General features: G+C 41.2%; 16 protein-coding genes. 10 read left to right on the top strand and 6 right to left on the bottom strand.

The window, feature by feature from the left end; genetic code table 11:
- Positions 1-129: 129 nt before the first annotated feature.
- On the bottom strand, positions 130-2,667 hold the full coding sequence (locus ABI367_RS11680; protein ID WP_462228191.1) for a DNA translocase FtsK: 2,538 nt from the start codon (positions 2,665-2,667) through the stop codon (positions 130-132).
- A gap of 90 nt (positions 2,668-2,757) precedes the next feature.
- On the opposite strand from ABI367_RS11680, the gene ABI367_RS11675 reads away from it, so the two are divergent.
- Positions 2,758-3,405, top strand: coding sequence for an ankyrin repeat domain-containing protein (locus tag ABI367_RS11675; RefSeq protein ID WP_462228190.1), 648 nt, complete (start codon positions 2,758-2,760; stop codon positions 3,403-3,405).
- 110 nt (positions 3,406-3,515) lie between these two features.
- Here the strand turns inward: ABI367_RS11675 and ABI367_RS11670 are convergent, their stop codons facing one another.
- Complete coding sequence (locus ABI367_RS11670) at positions 3,516-4,052, bottom strand: hypothetical protein (protein ID WP_462228189.1); 537 nt, start codon at positions 4,050-4,052, stop codon at positions 3,516-3,518.
- A 311-nt stretch (positions 4,053-4,363) separates the two neighbouring features.
- Here ABI367_RS11670 and ABI367_RS11665 point away from each other — a divergent pair, with 311 nt between their 5' ends.
- From ABI367_RS11665 to ABI367_RS11640, 6 genes are all read left to right on the top strand, one after another.
- Positions 4,364-5,278 (top strand): hypothetical protein, encoded by a 915-nt coding sequence (locus tag ABI367_RS11665; RefSeq protein ID WP_462228188.1) that lies wholly within the window; start codon positions 4,364-4,366, stop codon positions 5,276-5,278.
- 105 nt (positions 5,279-5,383) lie between these two features.
- Positions 5,384-6,922, top strand: a complete 1,539-nt coding sequence (locus tag ABI367_RS11660; RefSeq protein WP_462228187.1) for an MFS transporter — start codon at positions 5,384-5,386, stop codon at positions 6,920-6,922.
- Positions 6,923-7,198: 276 nt separating this feature from the next.
- Complete coding sequence (locus ABI367_RS11655; protein WP_462228186.1) at positions 7,199-9,742, top strand: TonB-dependent receptor domain-containing protein; 2,544 nt, start codon at positions 7,199-7,201, stop codon at positions 9,740-9,742.
- 20 nt (positions 9,743-9,762) lie between these two features.
- Entirely contained in the window at positions 9,763-10,305 is a 543-nt protein-coding gene (locus tag ABI367_RS11650; RefSeq protein ID WP_462228185.1) for an RNA polymerase sigma factor, read from the top strand.
- Between the two features lie 5 nt (positions 10,306-10,310).
- Positions 10,311-11,123 carry a HEAT repeat domain-containing protein gene (locus tag ABI367_RS11645; RefSeq protein ID WP_462228184.1) on the top strand — a complete coding sequence of 271 codons (813 nt, stop codon included), beginning with the start codon at positions 10,311-10,313 and terminating at the stop codon, positions 11,121-11,123.
- 11 nt (positions 11,124-11,134) lie between these two features.
- Positions 11,135-11,902: a DUF4097 family beta strand repeat-containing protein gene (locus tag ABI367_RS11640; protein WP_462228183.1), complete on the top strand. Its 768-nt coding sequence runs from the start codon at positions 11,135-11,137 to the stop codon at positions 11,900-11,902.
- 102 nt (positions 11,903-12,004) lie between these two features.
- Here the strand turns inward: ABI367_RS11640 and ABI367_RS11635 are convergent, their stop codons facing one another.
- Both ABI367_RS11635 and ABI367_RS11630 read right to left on the bottom strand, forming a co-directional pair.
- Positions 12,005-12,853 carry a transglutaminase-like domain-containing protein gene (locus ABI367_RS11635; RefSeq protein ID WP_462228182.1) on the bottom strand — a complete coding sequence of 283 codons (849 nt, stop codon included), beginning with the start codon at positions 12,851-12,853 and terminating at the stop codon, positions 12,005-12,007.
- 3 nt (positions 12,854-12,856) lie between these two features.
- Entirely contained in the window at positions 12,857-13,582 is a 726-nt protein-coding gene (locus tag ABI367_RS11630; protein WP_462228181.1) for a peptidase, read from the bottom strand.
- Between the two features lie 353 nt (positions 13,583-13,935).
- Here ABI367_RS11630 and ABI367_RS11625 point away from each other — a divergent pair, with 353 nt between their 5' ends.
- Both ABI367_RS11625 and ABI367_RS11620 read left to right on the top strand, forming a co-directional pair.
- Positions 13,936-15,150: a sensor histidine kinase gene (locus ABI367_RS11625; RefSeq protein ID WP_462228180.1), complete on the top strand. Its 1,215-nt coding sequence runs from the start codon at positions 13,936-13,938 to the stop codon at positions 15,148-15,150.
- 149 nt (positions 15,151-15,299) lie between these two features.
- Positions 15,300-16,655, top strand: coding sequence for a Gfo/Idh/MocA family protein (locus ABI367_RS11620; protein ID WP_462228179.1), 1,356 nt, complete (start codon positions 15,300-15,302; stop codon positions 16,653-16,655).
- A gap of 96 nt (positions 16,656-16,751) precedes the next feature.
- Here the strand turns inward: ABI367_RS11620 and ABI367_RS11615 are convergent, their stop codons facing one another.
- Positions 16,752-17,141, bottom strand: coding sequence for a response regulator (locus ABI367_RS11615; RefSeq protein WP_462228178.1), 390 nt, complete (start codon positions 17,139-17,141; stop codon positions 16,752-16,754).
- Positions 17,142-17,246: 105 nt separating this feature from the next.
- On the opposite strand from ABI367_RS11615, the gene ABI367_RS11610 reads away from it, so the two are divergent.
- Positions 17,247-17,639 carry a group III truncated hemoglobin gene (locus ABI367_RS11610; RefSeq protein ID WP_462228177.1) on the top strand — a complete coding sequence of 131 codons (393 nt, stop codon included), beginning with the start codon at positions 17,247-17,249 and terminating at the stop codon, positions 17,637-17,639.
- A 67-nt stretch (positions 17,640-17,706) separates the two neighbouring features.
- Here the strand turns inward: ABI367_RS11610 and ABI367_RS11605 are convergent, their stop codons facing one another.
- Positions 17,707-18,933, bottom strand: a complete 1,227-nt coding sequence (locus ABI367_RS11605) for a DUF6515 family protein (RefSeq protein ID WP_462228176.1) — start codon at positions 18,931-18,933, stop codon at positions 17,707-17,709.
- Positions 18,934-19,100 lie beyond the last annotated feature (167 nt).

Raw genomic sequence — 19,100 nt, 5'->3', positions numbered from 1 at the left:
TGACTGTCATCTCGAACGTAGTGAGAGATCTATACATTGGTTAGCGCACTTGCATGTGTATAGATTTCTCCCTTTGGTCGAAATGACAGGCGGTGTTTAATAGAGTGTTTATTAATTTAAAGGTTTAAATCAATCCTTATTCTCCAAAGTTTCTAAGTACTGTAACAACGAATATTCGTCAGGATATAGTACCTCCCGTGCTTTGCTACCTTCAAACGGCCCCACTATACCTGCGGATTCCAGTTGGTCAATAATACGGCCGGCACGGTTGTAGCCCAGTTTTAGCTTGCGCTGTATCAGCGAGGTTGATCCCTGCTGGTGCATCACAATTAAACGCGCGGCTTCTTCAAACATCGGGTCACGGTCGTCCGGGTCAAAATCTTTGCTGCCGCTGCTTTCGCCTTCGCCTACATATTCGGGCAGTAAATGGGCGGTAGGGTAGCCGCGCTGGTTGCCAATAAAGTCGGATATCCTTTCTACCTCCGGCGTATCCACAAAGGCGCATTGCAGCCGTATCAGGTCGCTACCGGTAGAGAACAACATATCACCACGACCAATCAACTGGTCGGCGCCGCCGGTATCCAATATGGTGCGCGAGTCTATTTTAGACAGTACCCTAAACGCCAGCCTGGACGGGAAGTTGGCCTTAATAGTACCCGTAATAATATTTACCGATGGCCGCTGTGTGGCAATAACCAAATGTATACCCACGGCCCGTGCCAACTGCGCAATACGCGCTATGGGCTGTTCCACTTCCTTACCGGCGGTCATCATTAGGTCGGCAAACTCATCAATCACCAACACAATAAAGGGCAGGTAGCGGTGTATTTCGGGGTTGCTTATTTTGCGGTTGATGAATTTTTGGTTGTACTCCTTAAGGTTACGCACCTGCGCGTCTTTAAGCAGGTCATACCGCTGGTCCATCTCAATACAAAGCGAATTAAGCGTATTTACCACCTTTTTGGTATCGGTAATAATAGCGTCGGCCTCATCAGGCAGCTTGGCTAAAAAATGCCTTTCTATCTTGCGGAAAAGCGTAAGCTCTACCTTCTTAGGGTCAACCAGTACAAACTTTAACTCGGACGGGTGCTTTTTATAAAGTAACGATACCAAAATAGCGTTTATACCCACCGATTTACCCTGACCCGTTGCCCCCGCAACCAACAGGTGGGGCATTTTGGCCAGATCAGCAATAAAGACTTCGTTGGATATGGTTTTGCCCAGGGCGATGGGTAGGTCCATCGTGGTATTCTGGAATTTCTCGGTAGCCAGTACCGACCGCATAGAAACCATTTCGGGGTTTTGGTTAGGCACCTCAATACCAATGGTGCCCTTACCCGGCATAGGCGCTATGATACGTATGCCCAGGGCAGCCAAACTTAAAGCAATATCATCTTCCAGGTTTTTTATTTTAGAGATGCGGACACCCGGCGCAGGTATAATTTCATACAAAGTTACCGTTGGGCCAATGGTAGCCTTAATTTTATCTATCTCAATATTGTAATGGTTAAGGGTTTCAACAATTTTATTCTTGTTAGCTTCCAGTTCTTCCGAGTTTACCGATATTTTGTTCGATCCGTAATTCTCCAGCAATTCAAGCGGCGGATATTTGTAGGATGCCAGCTCCAGCGTATGGTCGTAAGTACCAAACTCATCAACCAGCGCCTTTGCTTTTTCGTCGTCTGATTTTTCTACGTTCGAAATCGGGTTTGGCCTTTCAGTTTCAATAGTCAACGGTATCTCGGTGCCCTCATCGGCATCATGAAAAACAGGCCCCGGAGTTAAAACTACCGGTTCATGAAATAGCGGCTCGGGCACCAGTTCTTCGCCTTTTAAAGGTTCGGCTTTTACCGTATTAACGCCTTTGGGCCACTCAACAGGTAACGATATCTCTTCATCTACCAGGTCGACAGGCTCGGGCACAATATCGCCAACAGGTAGGGGTTCGGTCATGAGTTTGGCCTTGCGGGCCGGCAGCTTAAAATCAATATTATAAGCTATAATCAGTACCGTTAGGGCGGCAAATACCAGCAATCCGCCGGTGCCTGGCTGCCCAATTTGCGCGTTCATCAACAATACGCTCCAATAACCAAACTGACCCTCTAAAAAATGGGGGTAATCGCTAATAAAGCCGTGTATAAAGCCAATAGTTATCGAGGTAAAAACAATACCGAACAAACCATAGCCCAAAGTTTTGTTTAAGGCGTATAACCGCACTTTAAACAGCATACGGTAGGCTATCACAAAAAATATAAAAATAAAAATGAACGAGGCCACGCCAAACCACTCAAATATAAATTGATTGGCCAGTAAGGCGCCAAACTTGCCCAGCCAGTTATCAACCACAGGGTCCTTAATGCCATTGTCAATCAATTCCTGCTGTGTTTTAAACAGGTTGTGCCAGCCGCCGTTTGCGGCAGATACATAACTCTGATCTTGCTGCCAGGTAAATAGGTACGAGGTGAAGGCTATAAAGAAAAATACAGAAGCTATAAAGAAAAATAAACCTATAATTTTTATCAGCCTGCCATCGTGCAAATCAAAAGCGGGCATTTTTTCGGCCTTTTGCTTAAGCGGGCGCTCCCGTTCTGCCTTGGCCGATGTTTGTCGGGGTAAATTTTCTTCCTTAAAATTATTGGTTTTAAACTGGTTTCCTTTTATCGGCATTAGTAAAGTGCATAGTAAAGCACAAATATAAAGTTAATAGATTAAACAACTTATTTGGCAGAATTTTTAATTTTTTAGTAATATTGGAATATGAGCATGGAAAAACTGGAAGAATACATTACCAATGGTGATGTAAACGGGCTAACAAACCTGTTGCTGCAAAACCCGGCCCTGGCCACCATGCCTACCTCGCACCAGGTATCGCCGCTAATGCTATCGTGCTATTATAAAATGCCTCAAATTACAGAGGTATTGCTAACCTGTGTTGATGATGTAAGCCTGTTTGAAGCGGCGGCTACCGGTCAGTTTAATACCGTGGCGCACCTGCTAACCACTCATCCCGAAAAAATTGATGATTATGCCGGCGATGGCTTTACCGCCCTGGGCCTGGCCTGTTATTTTGGTCAGTACGAGGTGGCGCGTCTGCTGGTATTAAAGGGTGCCGATGTTAACCTGCCCTCAAAAAACGGGTTTAATGTATATCCCATACACTCGGCCGCGGCGGGTAACTATACCAATATTTTGCGCTTGCTTATTGAAAGCGGCGCACAGGTTAATGTAAAGCAGCAAGCAGGCAGTACGCCTTTACATGCCGCGGCACAATACGGTAACCTTGAAATGCTGATCATACTGTTAGAAAGCGGCGCCGAAGTAAATGTGCGCATGGAAGGCGGCAAACTACCTGCCGACCTGGCCCGCGATAAAGGCTATGATGAAATTGCCGAGATACTTACTTAGAAAAAGGCTTACAAACTCATCTACCTTACAAAAGGTTTAGGGATGGGGCTAAAAAAAACACCCGCCTGTCCCTGGCGGATGTTTTAAAAACCAATAGTCATTTATCGTACTTACCAATTGCCTGCGTAGTTATCGTTAACCACTTGCAGGTTGGCAATTTTAGCAGTTGCATTTGTTAAACTCAATAATTTGTTTTCGCCATACCGTTTTTTCAGATCCTGTACGTACAGCCATTGTTTGTATTGTATCGGTACATCGGTAGTTTTGTTTTGTTTAAAAAATTCAGGGTCGGTAGCTACCATGGCGGCTACATCTTTCTTAAACTCGTCAGATGTTGGAGCCGCTGACCGTAGGGTAGGATATTCATTGCCCCATTTTGCATAAAAGTCATTAAACAGTTTTTCTTTTGCAGGGTAGGTATGGTATACCCACGGCCTGGCACCATTATATAAACGGTCTACATACATTTTAAGCGTTTTATACTCGGGGTTTTGCGTTAATGATTGTTTAATACAATCAGTATTGCTTTCAATCATGTTGGCTACCACCTGTATATCGCGGGTAGTTAAAATTTCGTTGATAGGGCATTGGGCTTTTACAGTTGTCAGGCCCAGGGCCAACAAAGCTGCTAGAAATACATTTTTCATATCAAGATTCCTCTCTGGTTAAATTGGTATTATAAATATACAATTTTTATATCAACAATGTTACATTGTTTTTAATTTTTTTTTCAGGGTAATTTTTTAATGAATTTATTGCAATATATTTTACTTTAATGGCTGTAAAATGGCATTTTTTTAATTTAATGAAAAGTTTATTAATTAAATTGAATTGCGGTTTGTTACAAAAAAGGTCATTTTTTGTAACAATTCAATGATTATTCACGAATTTTTCTGCCCAAAAATCATTCATGAGGTTTGTTAAATTTTAAATACCTTTATATAAATAAGCCCCTATTATGATTAAACCTCTACAACAATTTACTATTGTTTTTTTGCTTCTTTTTTCATGCAAAGCATTTAGCCAAACAGTAGCCATACCGGATATTGAAAACAAAACAGAAACCGAAAAATCAAATACTGCAGATAACGGCACATTTAAAATAGGGAGCAAGTTTGTAAACAACTTTGTTTTTTATGGCCGGGCCGATACTGCAACAACGCCATTGATTATGCCCGAAATAAAGTATACACTTAGTAATGGCATTTTTTTTTCGGGCAGCCTTTATTACGATCCTAAGAAAAAGAAGGGTAAAATAGATGGGGGAGAACTTTCGGGTGGCTATAACTTTGACATTACGGATAACCTTTCCGGGGGCGCAAGCTTCACAAAAATGTTTTATGGCTCAACATCAACGCAAATTGCATCTTCCATATCAAGCATCATTAATGGCAATATAACTTATGATATTGGTGATATAATCAGTCCGTCATTAAGTGTTGATTATAATATTAACGACAGGCAAATTAACAACGATGCAATTGTGAGCTTAGATATATCGCATGATTTTTTATTGAAAAGAATTTTTGGCGATAAAGATCAATTAACGATTTCTCCAACTATAACGGTCAATGCAGGCACGGAAAATTTTTATGATTCATATTTAATTAACACTAAAAAAATAAGAGGGGGTAACTTAAGCGCCAACCAGGCAAATCCAATTATTTCGGCATATATCAGTAAATTAAGCCAATTTGAATTATTAGATTTTGAATTATCAGTTCCGTTTGAATATAAAGTTGGGCGCTTTATGTTTGAACTGACACCAACCTATGCTATCGTAAAAAATCAATTACCGCCGTCAATTTCAGCCAGACTTTATAATGCAGCTTCTATATTTTATTTTGAAGGGGGCGTGTTTCTGGAATTTTAATTGCCGTTTGTGATTATTTAGTTTTCCTATCTAAACCATTTACTTTTATAACTTTAAGCAAACAGGTTTACCTGTACACGGTTTAAAATTAAACCCCAGCAAGTTATGGCAACAGTTTCGTTAAACAGCGCCGCCGGCAAATGGATAATGGTATCAACCATCCTGGCTTCGGCTATGGCTTTTATTGATGCTACCGCCCTAAACGTGGTGCTACCCGCCTTACAACAAAGCCTTAAAGCTACCGGCGCCGACATTTTTTGGATACTCAACGCCTACCTGCTCATGCTGGCCTCGCTGATATTAATTGGTGGTGCCATGGGCGATAAACTGGGGCGAAAAAAGGTATTTATGGCCGGCATTTTAATATTTATTATAGGCTCGGCAGCGTGCGGATTGGCAGCAAGTGTTACGCTACTGGTTATATTTAGAGTTTTGCAGGGCGTTGGCGGCGCATTGATGATACCGGGTAGCCTGTCATTGATATCATCATCCATCAACGCGCAGCAGCGGGGTAAGGCTATTGGCACGTGGTCGGCCTTTACCACGGTAGTAACTATGGGTGGCCCCATACTGGGCGGTGCCCTTGCCGACGCGGGCCTGTGGCGCTATATATTTTTTATCAATATACCTATTGGCCTGGCCACGCTACTCATGCTGGGTTTTAAAGTAAAGGAGATAAAAGACGAAAGCAATCACAACAAACTTGATATTGCCGGGGCCGTTACCATAGCTGCGGGGCTTGCCTTACTAACTTTTGGCTTTTTGCGTATACCTGCCGTTGGCTTTGGCAGCTTACAAGCTTATGGCTCATTGGCGCTGGGTTTAATGTTCCTGGTTGTTTTTATAGTGATAGAAATAAAGAGCAGCCACCCCATGATGCCGTTAAGTTTATTTGCCAACACAACCTTTAGCGGGGCAAATTTGCTCACCTTCTTTTTATATGCCGGATTGGGGGCAGGTATGTTGTTCATGTCGCTTAATTTGGTGCAGGTGCAGGGATATAGCCAGTTGCAATCGGGCCTTACCTTTTTGCCTTTTACGGTGCTGATGGTAACTATAGCCCGCTTTGCAGGCAGTATGGCAGATAAGTATGGCCCGCGGCTGTTTTTAATTTTCGGCCCCGCCATTGCCGGGGCAGGGTTGCTCATTCTGTCGTTTATTAAACAAACCGCCGGTCCGCCTGATTATTGGGTAACGTTTTTCCCCGGGGTGCTGGTGTTGGGGTTGGGCATGTCATTAACCGTGGCCCCGCTTACCGCCGCGGTAATGGGGTCGGTTGATGAGCATTTTTCGGGAACGGCATCGGGTATTAATAATGCCATGACGCGTATATCCGGTGTATTTGCTAACGCCATATTTGGCGCGCTGGCCGTGCTGTTTTTTTCGGGAGCTTTACAGCAGCAACTAAAAACCGTTACACTTAATGCCAAAGATAAACAAACCGTTATGCAGCAAACCGCCGACCTGGGTAACGCCAAAGTACCCGCGGCAATCAGCCCCGCCAATAAACCTGTTATTGCAAAAGCTTATAAAGCCGGATTCATTGCAGCCTATGCCAATATTATGCGTATCAGCGCGGCGCTTGGCTTTTTAGGGGCTTTTATGGCTTTGGTATTTATACGGGGTAAGCACTTACGTACTTAAACAGTGACCCTCAGGGATAAATCCTGTATATTATCGTCGTAACCTCATGCATTGTTATATGTATTCACATTGCGACATTTTTTAATAGTTGCCGGTTTTTCCATAAACTGATTGATGGCCGCCCGAAAGTAATTACGGGCGGCTTTTTTTTGAGTATTCCCGAAATATTTTTAAAGAAATGTAACCTCATCACTGGTTGGGTGTAATCACTCACAAAACCATTCATCAAGGCTAAGTCGGCAACCCTGGTGAATTGCAGCTATTATCAATTAAATCATGAAAAAAATAATTTTACTATTAATAATATATCTGGCCATAAATTTAGTGGTTAAAGCGCAAACCCAGCCTAATACCGACAATGGCAAAATTACAGGTGTTATTTTAAATGAAAAAAGCGAACCTATTGGCTTTACCACGATGTTGTTATTAAGGTCGCAAGATTCAACTGTTGTTAAAAGTTTGCTGAGCAATGATAACGGTGCCTTTGTGTTTGATAAACTGGCAGGTGGAACCTATATATTATCAGCAACATATACGGGCTATCACAAATATTATTCATCAAAAATTACGCTTTCGGCTGATAGTCAAACTATCACTTTACCTCCAATATCATTAGCAATTATAAACCGGGACTTGCAGTCGGTAACAATAACGGCGCAAAAGCCTTTGATAGAAATGCAGGGCGATAAATTGGTGATGAATGTACAAAGCAGTATTGCTGCTACCGGGAACACTGTGTTTGAACTTTTGCAAAAAGCGCCGGGGGTGTCAATTGATCAAAGTGATAATATTATGCTCAATGGCAAATCGGGCATTATGATCTATATGGATGGTAAGCAAACGTATATGTCGCAGAGTGATTTGACTAACCTTTTAAAAAATATGCGGAGCGACCAAATCGATAAACTGGAGATAATTTCAAACCCATCTGCAAGATATGATGCCGCCGGTAAAGCCATTATCAATATTGTAAGTATTAAAAACAAAAATTTCGGCACCAATGGCAGTATAAGCGCGGGTACCGGGGCTATGTTTGGGCCTACCGTAGCTATAACTGAAACTAACGGCGCTTTGGGTTATAAAAAACTGGGACTATCACCCCGATATAATACCAGCCTCAGTTTAAATAACCGGGAGGGAAAAGTTAATGTGTTTGGAAACGCTAACTTCAGTAATACCAGAGGTACAACTAATGCGGCAAGCGTTAATATGTTGGGTAATTCAGTATACAACTTATATAATTATCGCGTCACTGCAACGCATAATTTAAATTATAAGGCGGGGGTAGATTTTTTTTCGGACAAAAATACAACTATGGGAATTTTAATAAGCGGCAACGATGGCCATTTTGAAAACCCTTCACCATCCGTTATTAATGATTATATTAAATCCCCTGATGGCATACTACAAAGTAGCCTAAAAACCAATTCAACTGTTGAGTATGCGTGGGCAAATACCACTTTCAACGCTAATTTTAAACACATTTTTGATACAACTGGCCGGGAGTTAACCATTGATATTGATCATTCTATTTATAATAATCGTGGCTATGAGCATGGTTTAAATACACTTTTTTTTGACGCGAACGGCCAGGAGAATGCAGCACCACTTCACATTACAAATGATATCCCGAATATTTACCATATTACGGCAGGCAAACTAGATTACTCAATACCCATAAAAAATAAAGCCAAACTTGAATTAGGCGCAAAAAGCAGTTGGGTAACCTCGGATAATGACTTTAAATATTTTAAAAATGATGCTGTAGATCCCGGCAGGACAAATCATTTTATTTACACGGAAAATATTGACGCTTTATACGGTACATTTAATAAGGAATTTAGCCCGAAATGGACCTTACAAGCTGGTTTACGTGTGGAATACACTAAAGCCGACGGAAATTCAATAACACTTAACCAAAATAAAAGCCATGAATATGTTAACTTGTTTCCGAGTGTTTTTTTAAAACAAGTGATAGATAAAAACAACGAAATATCATACTCTTTTAGTCGTCGCGTTGACCGCCCGGCTTATAGTAAATTAAATCCTTATTTTAGTTTTGCTGATCCTTATAGCTATGAGTTAGGTAACGAAAATCTGCAACCTTCGTTCACTAATTCATTTGGTATAAATTATACCTTAAAACATTCCATCATTTTTTCGTTGGGTTACAGCGCAACTAACGATGTTATGGCACAAGTTTACAAGAATGCAATTGACGATCCGGCTACTTATGCTAAAATTGTGGCTTCAACTGCAGGAACAAACGTTGATCCGTCTAAGGTCACCTACGTAACTACCGAAAACCTGGCTACACAAAACGTTCTTAATTTGGGTGTTACTTTTCCTGTAATCTTAACTAACTGGTGGACGGCCAACAACAGTTTTTCAGTACAACATGTTAAATATTACGGAAATGTATCTAATTCATTATTGGATTACAATGTGGTACCTTATAACTTTTATTCGAGCCAGGTTTTTAAGTTGCCGAAAAAAATAAGCCTTGAAGCTTCAATAAACTATAACTCGAAGAATATTTATGGTCAGATTAAAGTTAAACCACAATATGCTGTAAATTTCGGAGTGAGGAAATCGCTTTGGGATGGTAAGGCGAATTTGAGCTTATCGGCAAATGATATTTTTGCCACTAATAATTTTTATGGCACGGTTAACACTACCGGTGTTAATAATATTTCAAGTAATAAATCAACCAGCAGGTCTGTTGCTATTAGCTTCAGTTATAAATTTGGAAACACAAACGTAAAATCTGCCAGGTCACGTTCTACTGCCGCTTCTGATGAGCGCAATAGAGCAAATTAACCGGCTAAACAACTTAATAATTGGATCAGTTAACAGATAACAGTTTAATGCTGATGGTAAAAAACGGCGATCTCGGTAAAATGAGCTTGCTTTTTGAGCGGTACCATAAACCCTTATTTGGTTATTTATTTCACCAAACCGGGCAACGTGTTGAAAGTGAGGATCTGGTACAAACGGTGTTTTACCTGATGCTTAAAAACAGGAATACTTTTTCGGCTGATGGGGCTTTTAGAGCCTGGATGTACCAGATAGCCAGAAATACACTGATAAACTCGGCAAAAAAAGGTAACCGTATGGTTTACAAGGCAGATTTTACAGGTAACGAAAGCCAATTGATTGAACATGATCTGGAAAAAAACTTTGAACACAACGAAGCAAGGGCACAATTAGAAAATACCATTTCCCGTTTGCCGGCTGACCAACGGGAAATACTGATTTTAAGCAAATACCAGGAATTGCCTTATAGAGAAATTGCCGAAATATTGAAAACTACTGAAGGTAATGTAAAGGTTAAAGTATTTAGAGCAGTAGAGGAGTTGAAAAAATTATACAAGAAAAATTAAATGCCATGGAAAATATAGATCTGGAAATAAAAATACTGGATTATCTGCAAGGGCGCCTTTCAGAAACTGAAAGAAAAGAGGTAGAGGGTTTACAGCGCACTTCGCAAGCCTTTACTGCCAAATTTAACGAGGTAAAGCAGGTTTGGGAAGGATTGGATATACGGCAAGTGCCTGAGACCGGCCCGGAAATGAGAACTAATTTTAAGGCTATGCTTAATACCTTTGAACTGGAGCAAGCGCATAGCCAAACTAATCAGTTTGCAAGTACCTGGAAAAAATTAACCGGTTTGTTGGTGTACAGGACGCGATATAACTGGGCCTACTCCATACTGTTGCTTATTATAGGGGCTATGATCATGTACCTTTTTTTGAAGCCACAAAGAAGCGTAATAGAAGACTTGAGCCAGCAATTAAATGATAAAAAACAAACCATTATGCTCACCATGCTTGAAAACCCCACCGCTACTGAACGTATGAAGGCCGTTAACTACACACATGAGTTGCATACCGTTAATGACAAGGTGATAAACGCATTACTTGCCACCTTGAATACTGATGACAACGAAAACGTACGATTAGTAACCTTAGATGCGTTGGTTAAATTAGCAGATAACCCCAAAGTACGGGAAGGCCTGGTGGCCTCGATTGTTAACCAGGATTCAGAACTGATGCAAATTGCTTTGGCGGATGCCATGCTGCAATTGCAGGAAAAAAAATCGGTCAGGTCCCTAAAAAAAATACTGAAAGAACAACCGGATATGAATGATATGAGTAAACGCAAATTGGAACAAACCGTACAAAAGTTAGAAACAATATAAAGCAGATGATGATGAGCAGAAGTATTAAAATTATAGTAATTGCCTTACTGGCTTTAATAGCCTTTAAACCTGCAAAATGCCAGGACAAAAAAGAAATGACGGTTAAATTAACTGAACCGGCAAAGGCGGGAAAATTGGATGTTGAAATTTTTAACGGTACAATAAATGTCGTGGGCTATTCAGGAACCGATGTAATTGTAAGCTATAAAGGTATTTATTATCCTATAAATTCAAATCAAAATCCCGGTAATATTGACGCGAAAGACGCATCAAAAAAAGATTCAAATTTAGATGTTTCGCAAGCGGATAACGTTGTGAAAATTGTGGTTGAAAAACCCAGGATAGTTGATCTTGTTATAAAAGTTCCGCGGAATTTTTCGGTGGTTCTAAAAAATTTAACTGCCGGGGATATAAAGGTAGCTAACGTGAACGGCGATCATGAAATTTCAATGGCAGCCGGAAATATCACTATGTCAAACATCAGCGGGTCTGTATCGGCACATACAAACAAAGGCAATATAAAAGTAGATATGAACTCGGTGAAAAAAGGCACTCCTTTGGCCTTCAGCAATGTGGGGGGTATCATAGAAGTGGGTCTGCCCTTAACATTAAAGGCAAATGTAAAGTTACAAACTGAATTTGGCAAAGCGAATTCAGAATTTGACGTTGAACCAAAATCGAGCGCCGGCAATCTAATAACCGGGAAAATAAATGGCGGTGGTGCAGAAATTTTAATGAAATCTATTGGGGGAGATATTTATCTGCGAAAAACAAAGTAGCCTATAGGTCGGAGATTATTTATGCCAATATGAAATGTAAACCTGCTACTGTATTAGTTGCACATTAACTGTTACGCGTAACAAAACAAGCAGGTTGGTGGGCTATAAATAAGACAATCCGGTAAAACCGTCGACAGTATAAAATATGGGTTCAAAAGTTTCGCCTTCGGCAAGTGTGCAGCTAACGATCATGCTGGTAAATATAACATCGCCAAAAATGTTGGCTAAGGCGGTGTCGGCGGCATCGCGGCCGGTGGCTATTTTAACCAGGCCATTAAGGGGCACCAGTTTGGTAGCATCAAATAATATCCATTGTCCGTCCAAATAAGCCTCAAAGCAGGCATGAAAATCGGCAGGCTTTAACAGGTATGAGTAGCCGGTAAAGTACCTTGCAGGTATGGTTAGCGCGCGACATAAGGCAATGCCCAGGTGCGCAAAATCACGGCACACGCCTGATTGTTCGGTAACTGTATCATAAGCCGATGTTTGCGCGTTGGTTGAGCCGCTAAGGTATTGCACGTTTTTGTGTATCCACTCGGTAAGTGCGGTTACCTGGGCAAAAGGGTTGTCAATATGCCCAAACATATTATTAGCCAGCCTGTATAACTTATCCGACTGACAGTAACGGCTGGGGTACAAATAGGGGAGTATGGCCGGGTCAAAATGGGCCACGGGCACATCTCCCTCCTGCTCATGGTTGGTGAGGGTGTAGCTGTTATCAACCGTTGCCTTATAGGTAACCTTAACGTTTCCGGGCTCAGTAATTTCAAAGCGCATCAGGCGGTTCTCGGTGCCGGCGGGTATAAGTTCTTCGGTCTTTAAGTAAGGATCAATGGTAAATGTTTCTTTTAAAACAGCCTGGTGGGGCGTGCGCATGGCATGCACGTTCAAGATCAATGTACTTGCCGACCGCACTGTATATCCCATCTCGGTAAATACATCAAATTTCATAGATTATTTATTTGGTAGTTTGTTAAATATAACGTCCATCCAGTCTTCGCTGATATGGTCGAGCGCATTTTTCAATTCATCGGCCCATTGGTGCGATATATTTTCGAGGTCGCGTTTTTCGTACCGCTGTTCGGTAATCTGAAAGGTGTCCTTTTTATAGATAGCCACATCAATCGGGAAATCCACGTTATTAGAGCTTACCCTTGTAGAATCGAACGATAAAAAGCCCGCCTTTAAAGCCAGCTTCAGGCTCGAATCCTCGTTAAGCGTACGGTTCAATATAGGCTTGCCATGCCCCGAGTTGCCAATGATGATAAACGGCGCACCCTGGCCCAGTTCAACCCAGTTGCCTTCGGGATACAGTAAAAACAGCTTATGCTCAGAATCGTCCTTTAACTGTCCGCCAATAATAGTATGCAGGTCAAAGTTAAAGCCGGCTTTTTCCAGCGAAGCCTTATCTTCGTTGGCTACCCGTTTTACCTGCTCGCCAAATGCATTAACAGCTTTATATAACTTATTATACTCGGTAGTTTCCAATAGCTCATTAAAATAAACAATGGCCTTATCGCGCGTCGACCGCAGGCCGCTGGTCATAATGAAAAGTGAAAAACCGTCTTTTTGTTCTATAGATATTTTCTTTTTTACAGTAGTATCTGTTCCAGAAGTTATACGGGTATCGGCAATGGCTAACAGGCCCTCTTTAACTTTAATTCCTAAGCAGTAAGTCATAATTAATGATGGTGGAAAATGGTAATATTTAAAGCCGCCAAAATAATTAAATAAAGGGATAATTAATTATTTTAAACAATAACTGCAAGTTTAAATTAATCTACACCTGTTAACTTTAAAAAGGGTTTTATAATCAATAAGTTACATGTTAACTTAATTTTTTCGTTGTTATGATGTAATGATAATAGTAATATGCCTATCTATTGATTATATTTACACGTCTCAAATTAGTAATTTTAATGAGGGTCCATTTTTTTAATAGTATTGATCTGCCTTATCGGTCATCTTTCCGGAGTTTTTATGTTCTCCAAAACTTACAAACTGTAAAAGTTTTAAGCTTGGTATGGTTTGCATTGACTTTATTTCTAAGGTTGTATATAGCTATAAACAAAGTTCCCATAGATAATATCAGACATATTGATGATTATGATACAGCCAACTGGATATCATTAGCTGTAACCCCTGTTGTCTACCTGGTTAGCATTTATTTTATAAAAAATTTCGAAAAGTTTAAAACCCGGATTTTCACACTGCAGGGTTTTATAATCACCTTTGGGTTGTTTGCCATGTTATCTACCATGCGGTCCACTTTTTTTGTTGTAGATAACCCGCGTAATACATTGGTAATGTATTTTATGGGCATAGTTCTTACAGGTGTTTTTTTTACGTTTGAGTATTTAGAAACACTGTTTTTAGCTATTGTGACAGGTGTATGTTTTGCCTTCCTGCTGCCTTTTTACCAAAGCAGTATTAATGAGATTTTTATGAATAACATGGCGTCGTTAGTATTATTGACGGTGTTTGTTTCTATATCAAGGTATGCTTTTTCCTACCGGGCAGATAATTTTTTAAAGTTAAAAGCCATTGAAGAAAAAAACCTGGAAATTGAGAATGCCAGTGTTATAAAAAACGAAATTTTAGGTATAGTTGCGCATGACCTGCGTAACCCGCTGGCTGCTATTAAAACACTGGCCATGGTTATGGAAGATGATAGCGAGCTTAATGAAGATAATCGCGAAAACGTGCAAATGATCAAATCGGCTTGCGATAAGGCAGCATCTATTATAAACGACTTACTTGAGACCGCGCATAATGAAATTAACGAGTTTGATGTTGAAACTACTGAAGTTAACCAGTTTTTACGAAAAGTGGTTGACGATTGGAAGATGCATACCAATAAGCGGGTTAATATATTATATTTTGGTACCGAAGAGCCGGTATACAGTAGTATAAATACCGAAAAAATGCAGCGCGTATTAGATAACCTGATCAGTAATGCGGTCAAATTTTCGGGCGATAGTAACGTTGAGGTTTCTTTGCAGGCGTTAAACTCGCAGGTAATTATTAATGTACGAGATTTTGGCATGGGCATCCCTAATGACCTGTTGCCATTTATATTTGACCGTTTTTCAAAAGCGAGCCGTAAGGGTATACGTGGCGAGGAATCTGTGGGTCTTGGTTTGAGCATTGTGCGCCAAATAATTAAAAAGCATGGCGGCGAAATTGAGGTAGACAGCGTTGAGCGGCATGGAACCACATTTACTATTAAGCTGCAGGCTGCCGCCTAATAGCATACATAATTCTCTTTTTTCCCTTCAAAATACGAATGTTTTTTTATTAGATTTACTAACCAATTAATCTAATAAATAAAACTGCAATCAGTTTTTAACTTTATTGTAATCGATTACAGATATAAGCTAACCTATCAAACATTATTATGGAAGAAACTCGTCGCGATTTTATTAAAAAAGCAACTATAGCTGGGGGAGGTCTCCTGGTTTCAAACGTGGCCTGGAGCGCTCAAAGCTATAAAAGAATTATAGGCGCCAATGATCGTGTACGCGTTGGTGTGGTTGGTTTTTCTGACCGGCACAGGGGGGCGCATATGCCCTCTTTTATGAATCATTATAAAGAATTGAACTTTGATTTTGTAGCCGTATCTGATATATGGAGCAAAAGGCGTGAGGAAGGCGCGGCAGCCTGGAAAGCAAAAATGGGTCATGATATTGTAGCCTGCCGTAATAATGAAGAGATGTATGATAAAAAGCTGGTGGATGCCGTATTTGTAGCCACTGCCGATTTTCAACATGCGCGCCATGCCATTGAGGCTGTAAAAGCCGGTTGCGATGTTTATTGTGAAAAGCCATTTGCCGAAACTATGGAAGATAACCGCGCGGCATTAAAAGCCATCAAAGCGTCGGACCGTATTGTGCAGATAGGATCGCAAAGACGAAGCGGTACCAATTACCATGCAGCTAATGATTTTATACGGTCAGGTCAATTTGGGCCTATTACCATGGTTGAGCTTACCTGGAACGTAAACCAGCCCGGACGATGGCGTAGGCCGGATCTGGTACCTTTGTTAAAAGAGCAGGATACGGACTGGAAAAGATTTTTAGGTAACCGGCCATTTGAAAAATTTGACCCGAGAATATATTTAGAGTTCCGTTTGTTTTGGCCATACTCATCAGGTTTGCCGGGGCAATGGATGAGCCACCAAATTGACACCGTACATTGGTTTACCGGGCTAAAACATCCGCGAAGCGTAACCGCGAATGGCGGCATTTACCAATGGAAAGATGGTCGCCGTAGCTGGGATACCATAACCGCAGCGTTTGATTACGGACCGGCGGATGACCCGACCACGGGTTTCCAGGTATCGTTTCAGGCGCGTATGCATAATGGTACCGATCATCCTACCGAAATTTATTATTCAAACGGGGGCGAGCTTAACCTGGATACCAATAAAATATCACCAGCCGGGGGCTTAACAGCAAGAAATGCGGCTGCTATGGGTATGAAACCGGTTTTATTGCCCGAAATGACCCTGCCAAGTACAGAAAAAGTAGTATCGAGCGCCGATACCGGGGGCGATGCTTTAACATCTGCCCATGTGCGCAACTGGATGGAATGTGTGCGCAGCCGTAAAACACCAAATGCCCCGGTTGAAGCCGGCTATTCGCACTCTATAGCTAATATCATGACCACTGCTGCATCACATATCGGCCTTAAAGCTACCTTCGACGAAAAAATACAGGAAGTTATGGTAGGGGGTAAACCGTTTAAATATTAAATAAAACAAAGATATTCTGTCATTTCGATCGAAGAGAGAAATCTATACACTGACTAATCTATGTATAGATTTCTCACTTCCGTTCGAAATAAATTGTTAATGCTGATGAGCCATATGCTCCGCATTAGTTAAACAATCGTTCACATTATTTACAATATCCTCTAAAGAAAATGGCTTAGCAATAAAAACATCTGCGCCATAAGTAGTACCAAATGATTCTAAAACACGCTGATGGCCTGATACCATGATAACCGGGATATGTGCCGTTTGGGGGTTGGTTTTTACCTGGTGACAAAATTCGCCGCCATTAATATCCGTCAGTATATAATCTACAATTAAAAGGTCGGGTTTAATATGGCTTATAGTTTTATAAATATCGTCAGTATCGGTCATACATTCTACCTCGTGTCCTTCATCCTCAAGGGCAACTTTCATCATTTCCAGTATATCTTCATTGTCGTCAAGGATCAGGATTTTTTTAGCCATAGTGTTTAAAATTTGGTAGTTTACTAACAAACGCAGGCATATATTTGTTTAGTATTGTAAGCTTAAATATCACTAAAAAGTTACTGTTTTAATTTACAACTAATTATGCCCGGCCAATCCGAATTATTGAATATAGATGACATTAAATTGTTGGTTGACACCTTTTATGAGCGCATAAGGGATGATAAATTACTGGGCCCGATATTTAATGAACGCATACAGGATAGGTGGCCCGTTCATTTGGAAAAGATGTATAAATTTTGGCAAACGGTGTTACTGCAGGAGCATACTTATTTTGGCAGCCCGTTTCCACCCCATGCGCAGTTACCGGTTGATCATGAACATTTTGCCACCTGGCTCAAGCTTTTTAATAATACAGTTGATGAGCTGTTTACCGGCGAAAAAGCGGACGAAGCCAAATGGCGCGCCGCAAAAATGGCCGAGCTATTTGAGGCCAAAATTGATTATGCCAGGAATAACCCGTTTAATATTCAATAACAAATAGGGTTATATAAAAAAAGGGCGGACAATATGCCCACCCTTTATAAATTCAATTCGCTAAATATTAGTTATCGTCGGGGGCATCATTGGGGGTGCCCACTATTTCGTAAACTTTTCTACCATTGCTATCGCGTGTTTCTTTATAATAATAGTCATCAGGGCTTACAATAAATTTTTCGCCGTTTATTTTTATTTTACGAGTATCAGCAGGTAAATCAGTAACTATATCGCCAATTTGCGGGCCCTGGCTCTGGGCAACATTAGGCTGACCGTAATCAACCGGGCCGCCATTATCGCCGTTATAATCATTCAGGTTGGGCTCATCGGTTTCTAATTGGCCATCTTTGCCGGCAACCTGGTAAACCACTCTGCCATCATCTTGTGTTATAGGCTGATAATATACACCGTTAAGCTCATAATACTGTGTGCCATTTATTACTATGGATTGTGCACCTGACGGCAGGCTGTTAACTGCTGCGCCAATGGGTGGTTCAACTATAGTGTATTGGTTGTCATAATTCTGATAAAAATACCCGTCGCTATAATAAAATTGCAAGCCGCCCCAATCAAATGGATAGTAACCATAAGGCAAATAACCTAAGCTGAAGCCTAAACGCGGGTAATATGAGCTACCATAAAAGCCACGATTGTAAAAGTAGCCACCACGTCCTGACCATGGGCTATAGCTATAGCCGCGTCCGTAGTTACCTATACCACCACGGTAATAATTACGTGCGTAAGGAGTTATGCGGCTGGTTACACCATAACGGCCATTAAAAGCGCCACGATAGCCATTTACACCAATCCTGCCATTGCTATATGCACCACGGTTGGCATTTACACCTACGCGATTGTTGCCAAAAGCCCTTGTGTTCCCCTGCAAACCTTGCGTACGCCCTCCAAATGACTGACGACCTACACCGGGATTTACATTGCCGTATGTTTGACGATTGCCGCCGTTGAATGACTGACGTGAGCCACCCTGCATACCACCGCCGAACGATTGACGTGATCCGCCTTGCATACCACCACCGAACGATTGACGTGATCCGCCCTGCATACCGCCGCCAAATGATTGACGCGAAGCACCGGCATTACCACCGCCGCTAAAAGAACGACCACCGCCGCCACCGCCAGAAAAACCACCGCCACCACCGCCGGATGAACGGCCACCGCCGCCACCACCTCCGCCAACTGAACCACGGTGTTGCGCGTTAGCGGGTATGGCTAAAAACAAACAAAGCAGTCCGCTTAAGCTTGTTAGTGTTAAATTTTTTATTATCCTTCTCATATCGTTTGAAATATTTTGTCAGCTTTTTTATTGCTGTTATTGTAATAGACTAAAAAAACTGAAACGGTTTAATCAGTGTGCCAATTATCAAACAAAAAGCACTCCAAGATTACAAAAAATTGACGGTTATGAATTTTTATTAGGGTGAGTTAATTGTATTTTGTTTT

The sequence above is a fragment of the Mucilaginibacter sp. genome (assembly GCF_039935595.1).
Classification (GTDB): Bacteria; Bacteroidota; Bacteroidia; order Sphingobacteriales; family Sphingobacteriaceae; genus Mucilaginibacter.
The sequence above is the reverse complement of the archived record's forward strand: the minus strand, read 5'-3'. Positions and strand labels throughout refer to the sequence as shown.

What these genes read in the sequence shown, in the direction of transcription:
- ABI367_RS11605 (WP_462228176.1), bottom strand. Translation starts at nt 18,933, where the DNA reads ATGAGAAGGATAATAAAAAATTTAACACTAACAAGCTTAAGCGGACTG.
- ABI367_RS11660 (WP_462228187.1), top strand. Translation starts at nt 5,384, where the DNA reads ATGGCAACAGTTTCGTTAAACAGCGCCGCCGGCAAATGGATAATGGTA.
- ABI367_RS11615 (WP_462228178.1), bottom strand. Translation starts at nt 17,141, where the DNA reads ATGGCTAAAAAAATCCTGATCCTTGACGACAATGAAGATATACTGGAA.
- ABI367_RS11645 (WP_462228184.1), top strand. Translation starts at nt 10,311, where the DNA reads ATGGAAAATATAGATCTGGAAATAAAAATACTGGATTATCTGCAAGGG.
- ABI367_RS11670 (WP_462228189.1), bottom strand. Translation starts at nt 4,052, where the DNA reads ATGAAAAATGTATTTCTAGCAGCTTTGTTGGCCCTGGGCCTGACAACT.
- ABI367_RS11630 (WP_462228181.1), bottom strand. Translation starts at nt 13,582, where the DNA reads ATGACTTACTGCTTAGGAATTAAAGTTAAAGAGGGCCTGTTAGCCATT.
- ABI367_RS11640 (WP_462228183.1), top strand. Translation starts at nt 11,135, where the DNA reads ATGAGCAGAAGTATTAAAATTATAGTAATTGCCTTACTGGCTTTAATA.
- ABI367_RS11610 (WP_462228177.1), top strand. Translation starts at nt 17,247, where the DNA reads ATGCCCGGCCAATCCGAATTATTGAATATAGATGACATTAAATTGTTG.
- ABI367_RS11655 (WP_462228186.1), top strand. Translation starts at nt 7,199, where the DNA reads ATGAAAAAAATAATTTTACTATTAATAATATATCTGGCCATAAATTTA.
- ABI367_RS11675 (WP_462228190.1), top strand. Translation starts at nt 2,758, where the DNA reads ATGAGCATGGAAAAACTGGAAGAATACATTACCAATGGTGATGTAAAC.
- ABI367_RS11620 (WP_462228179.1), top strand. Translation starts at nt 15,300, where the DNA reads ATGGAAGAAACTCGTCGCGATTTTATTAAAAAAGCAACTATAGCTGGG.
- ABI367_RS11635 (WP_462228182.1), bottom strand. Translation starts at nt 12,853, where the DNA reads ATGAAATTTGATGTATTTACCGAGATGGGATATACAGTGCGGTCGGCA.
- ABI367_RS11665 (WP_462228188.1), top strand. Translation starts at nt 4,364, where the DNA reads ATGATTAAACCTCTACAACAATTTACTATTGTTTTTTTGCTTCTTTTT.
- ABI367_RS11680 (WP_462228191.1), bottom strand. Translation starts at nt 2,667, where the DNA reads ATGCCGATAAAAGGAAACCAGTTTAAAACCAATAATTTTAAGGAAGAA.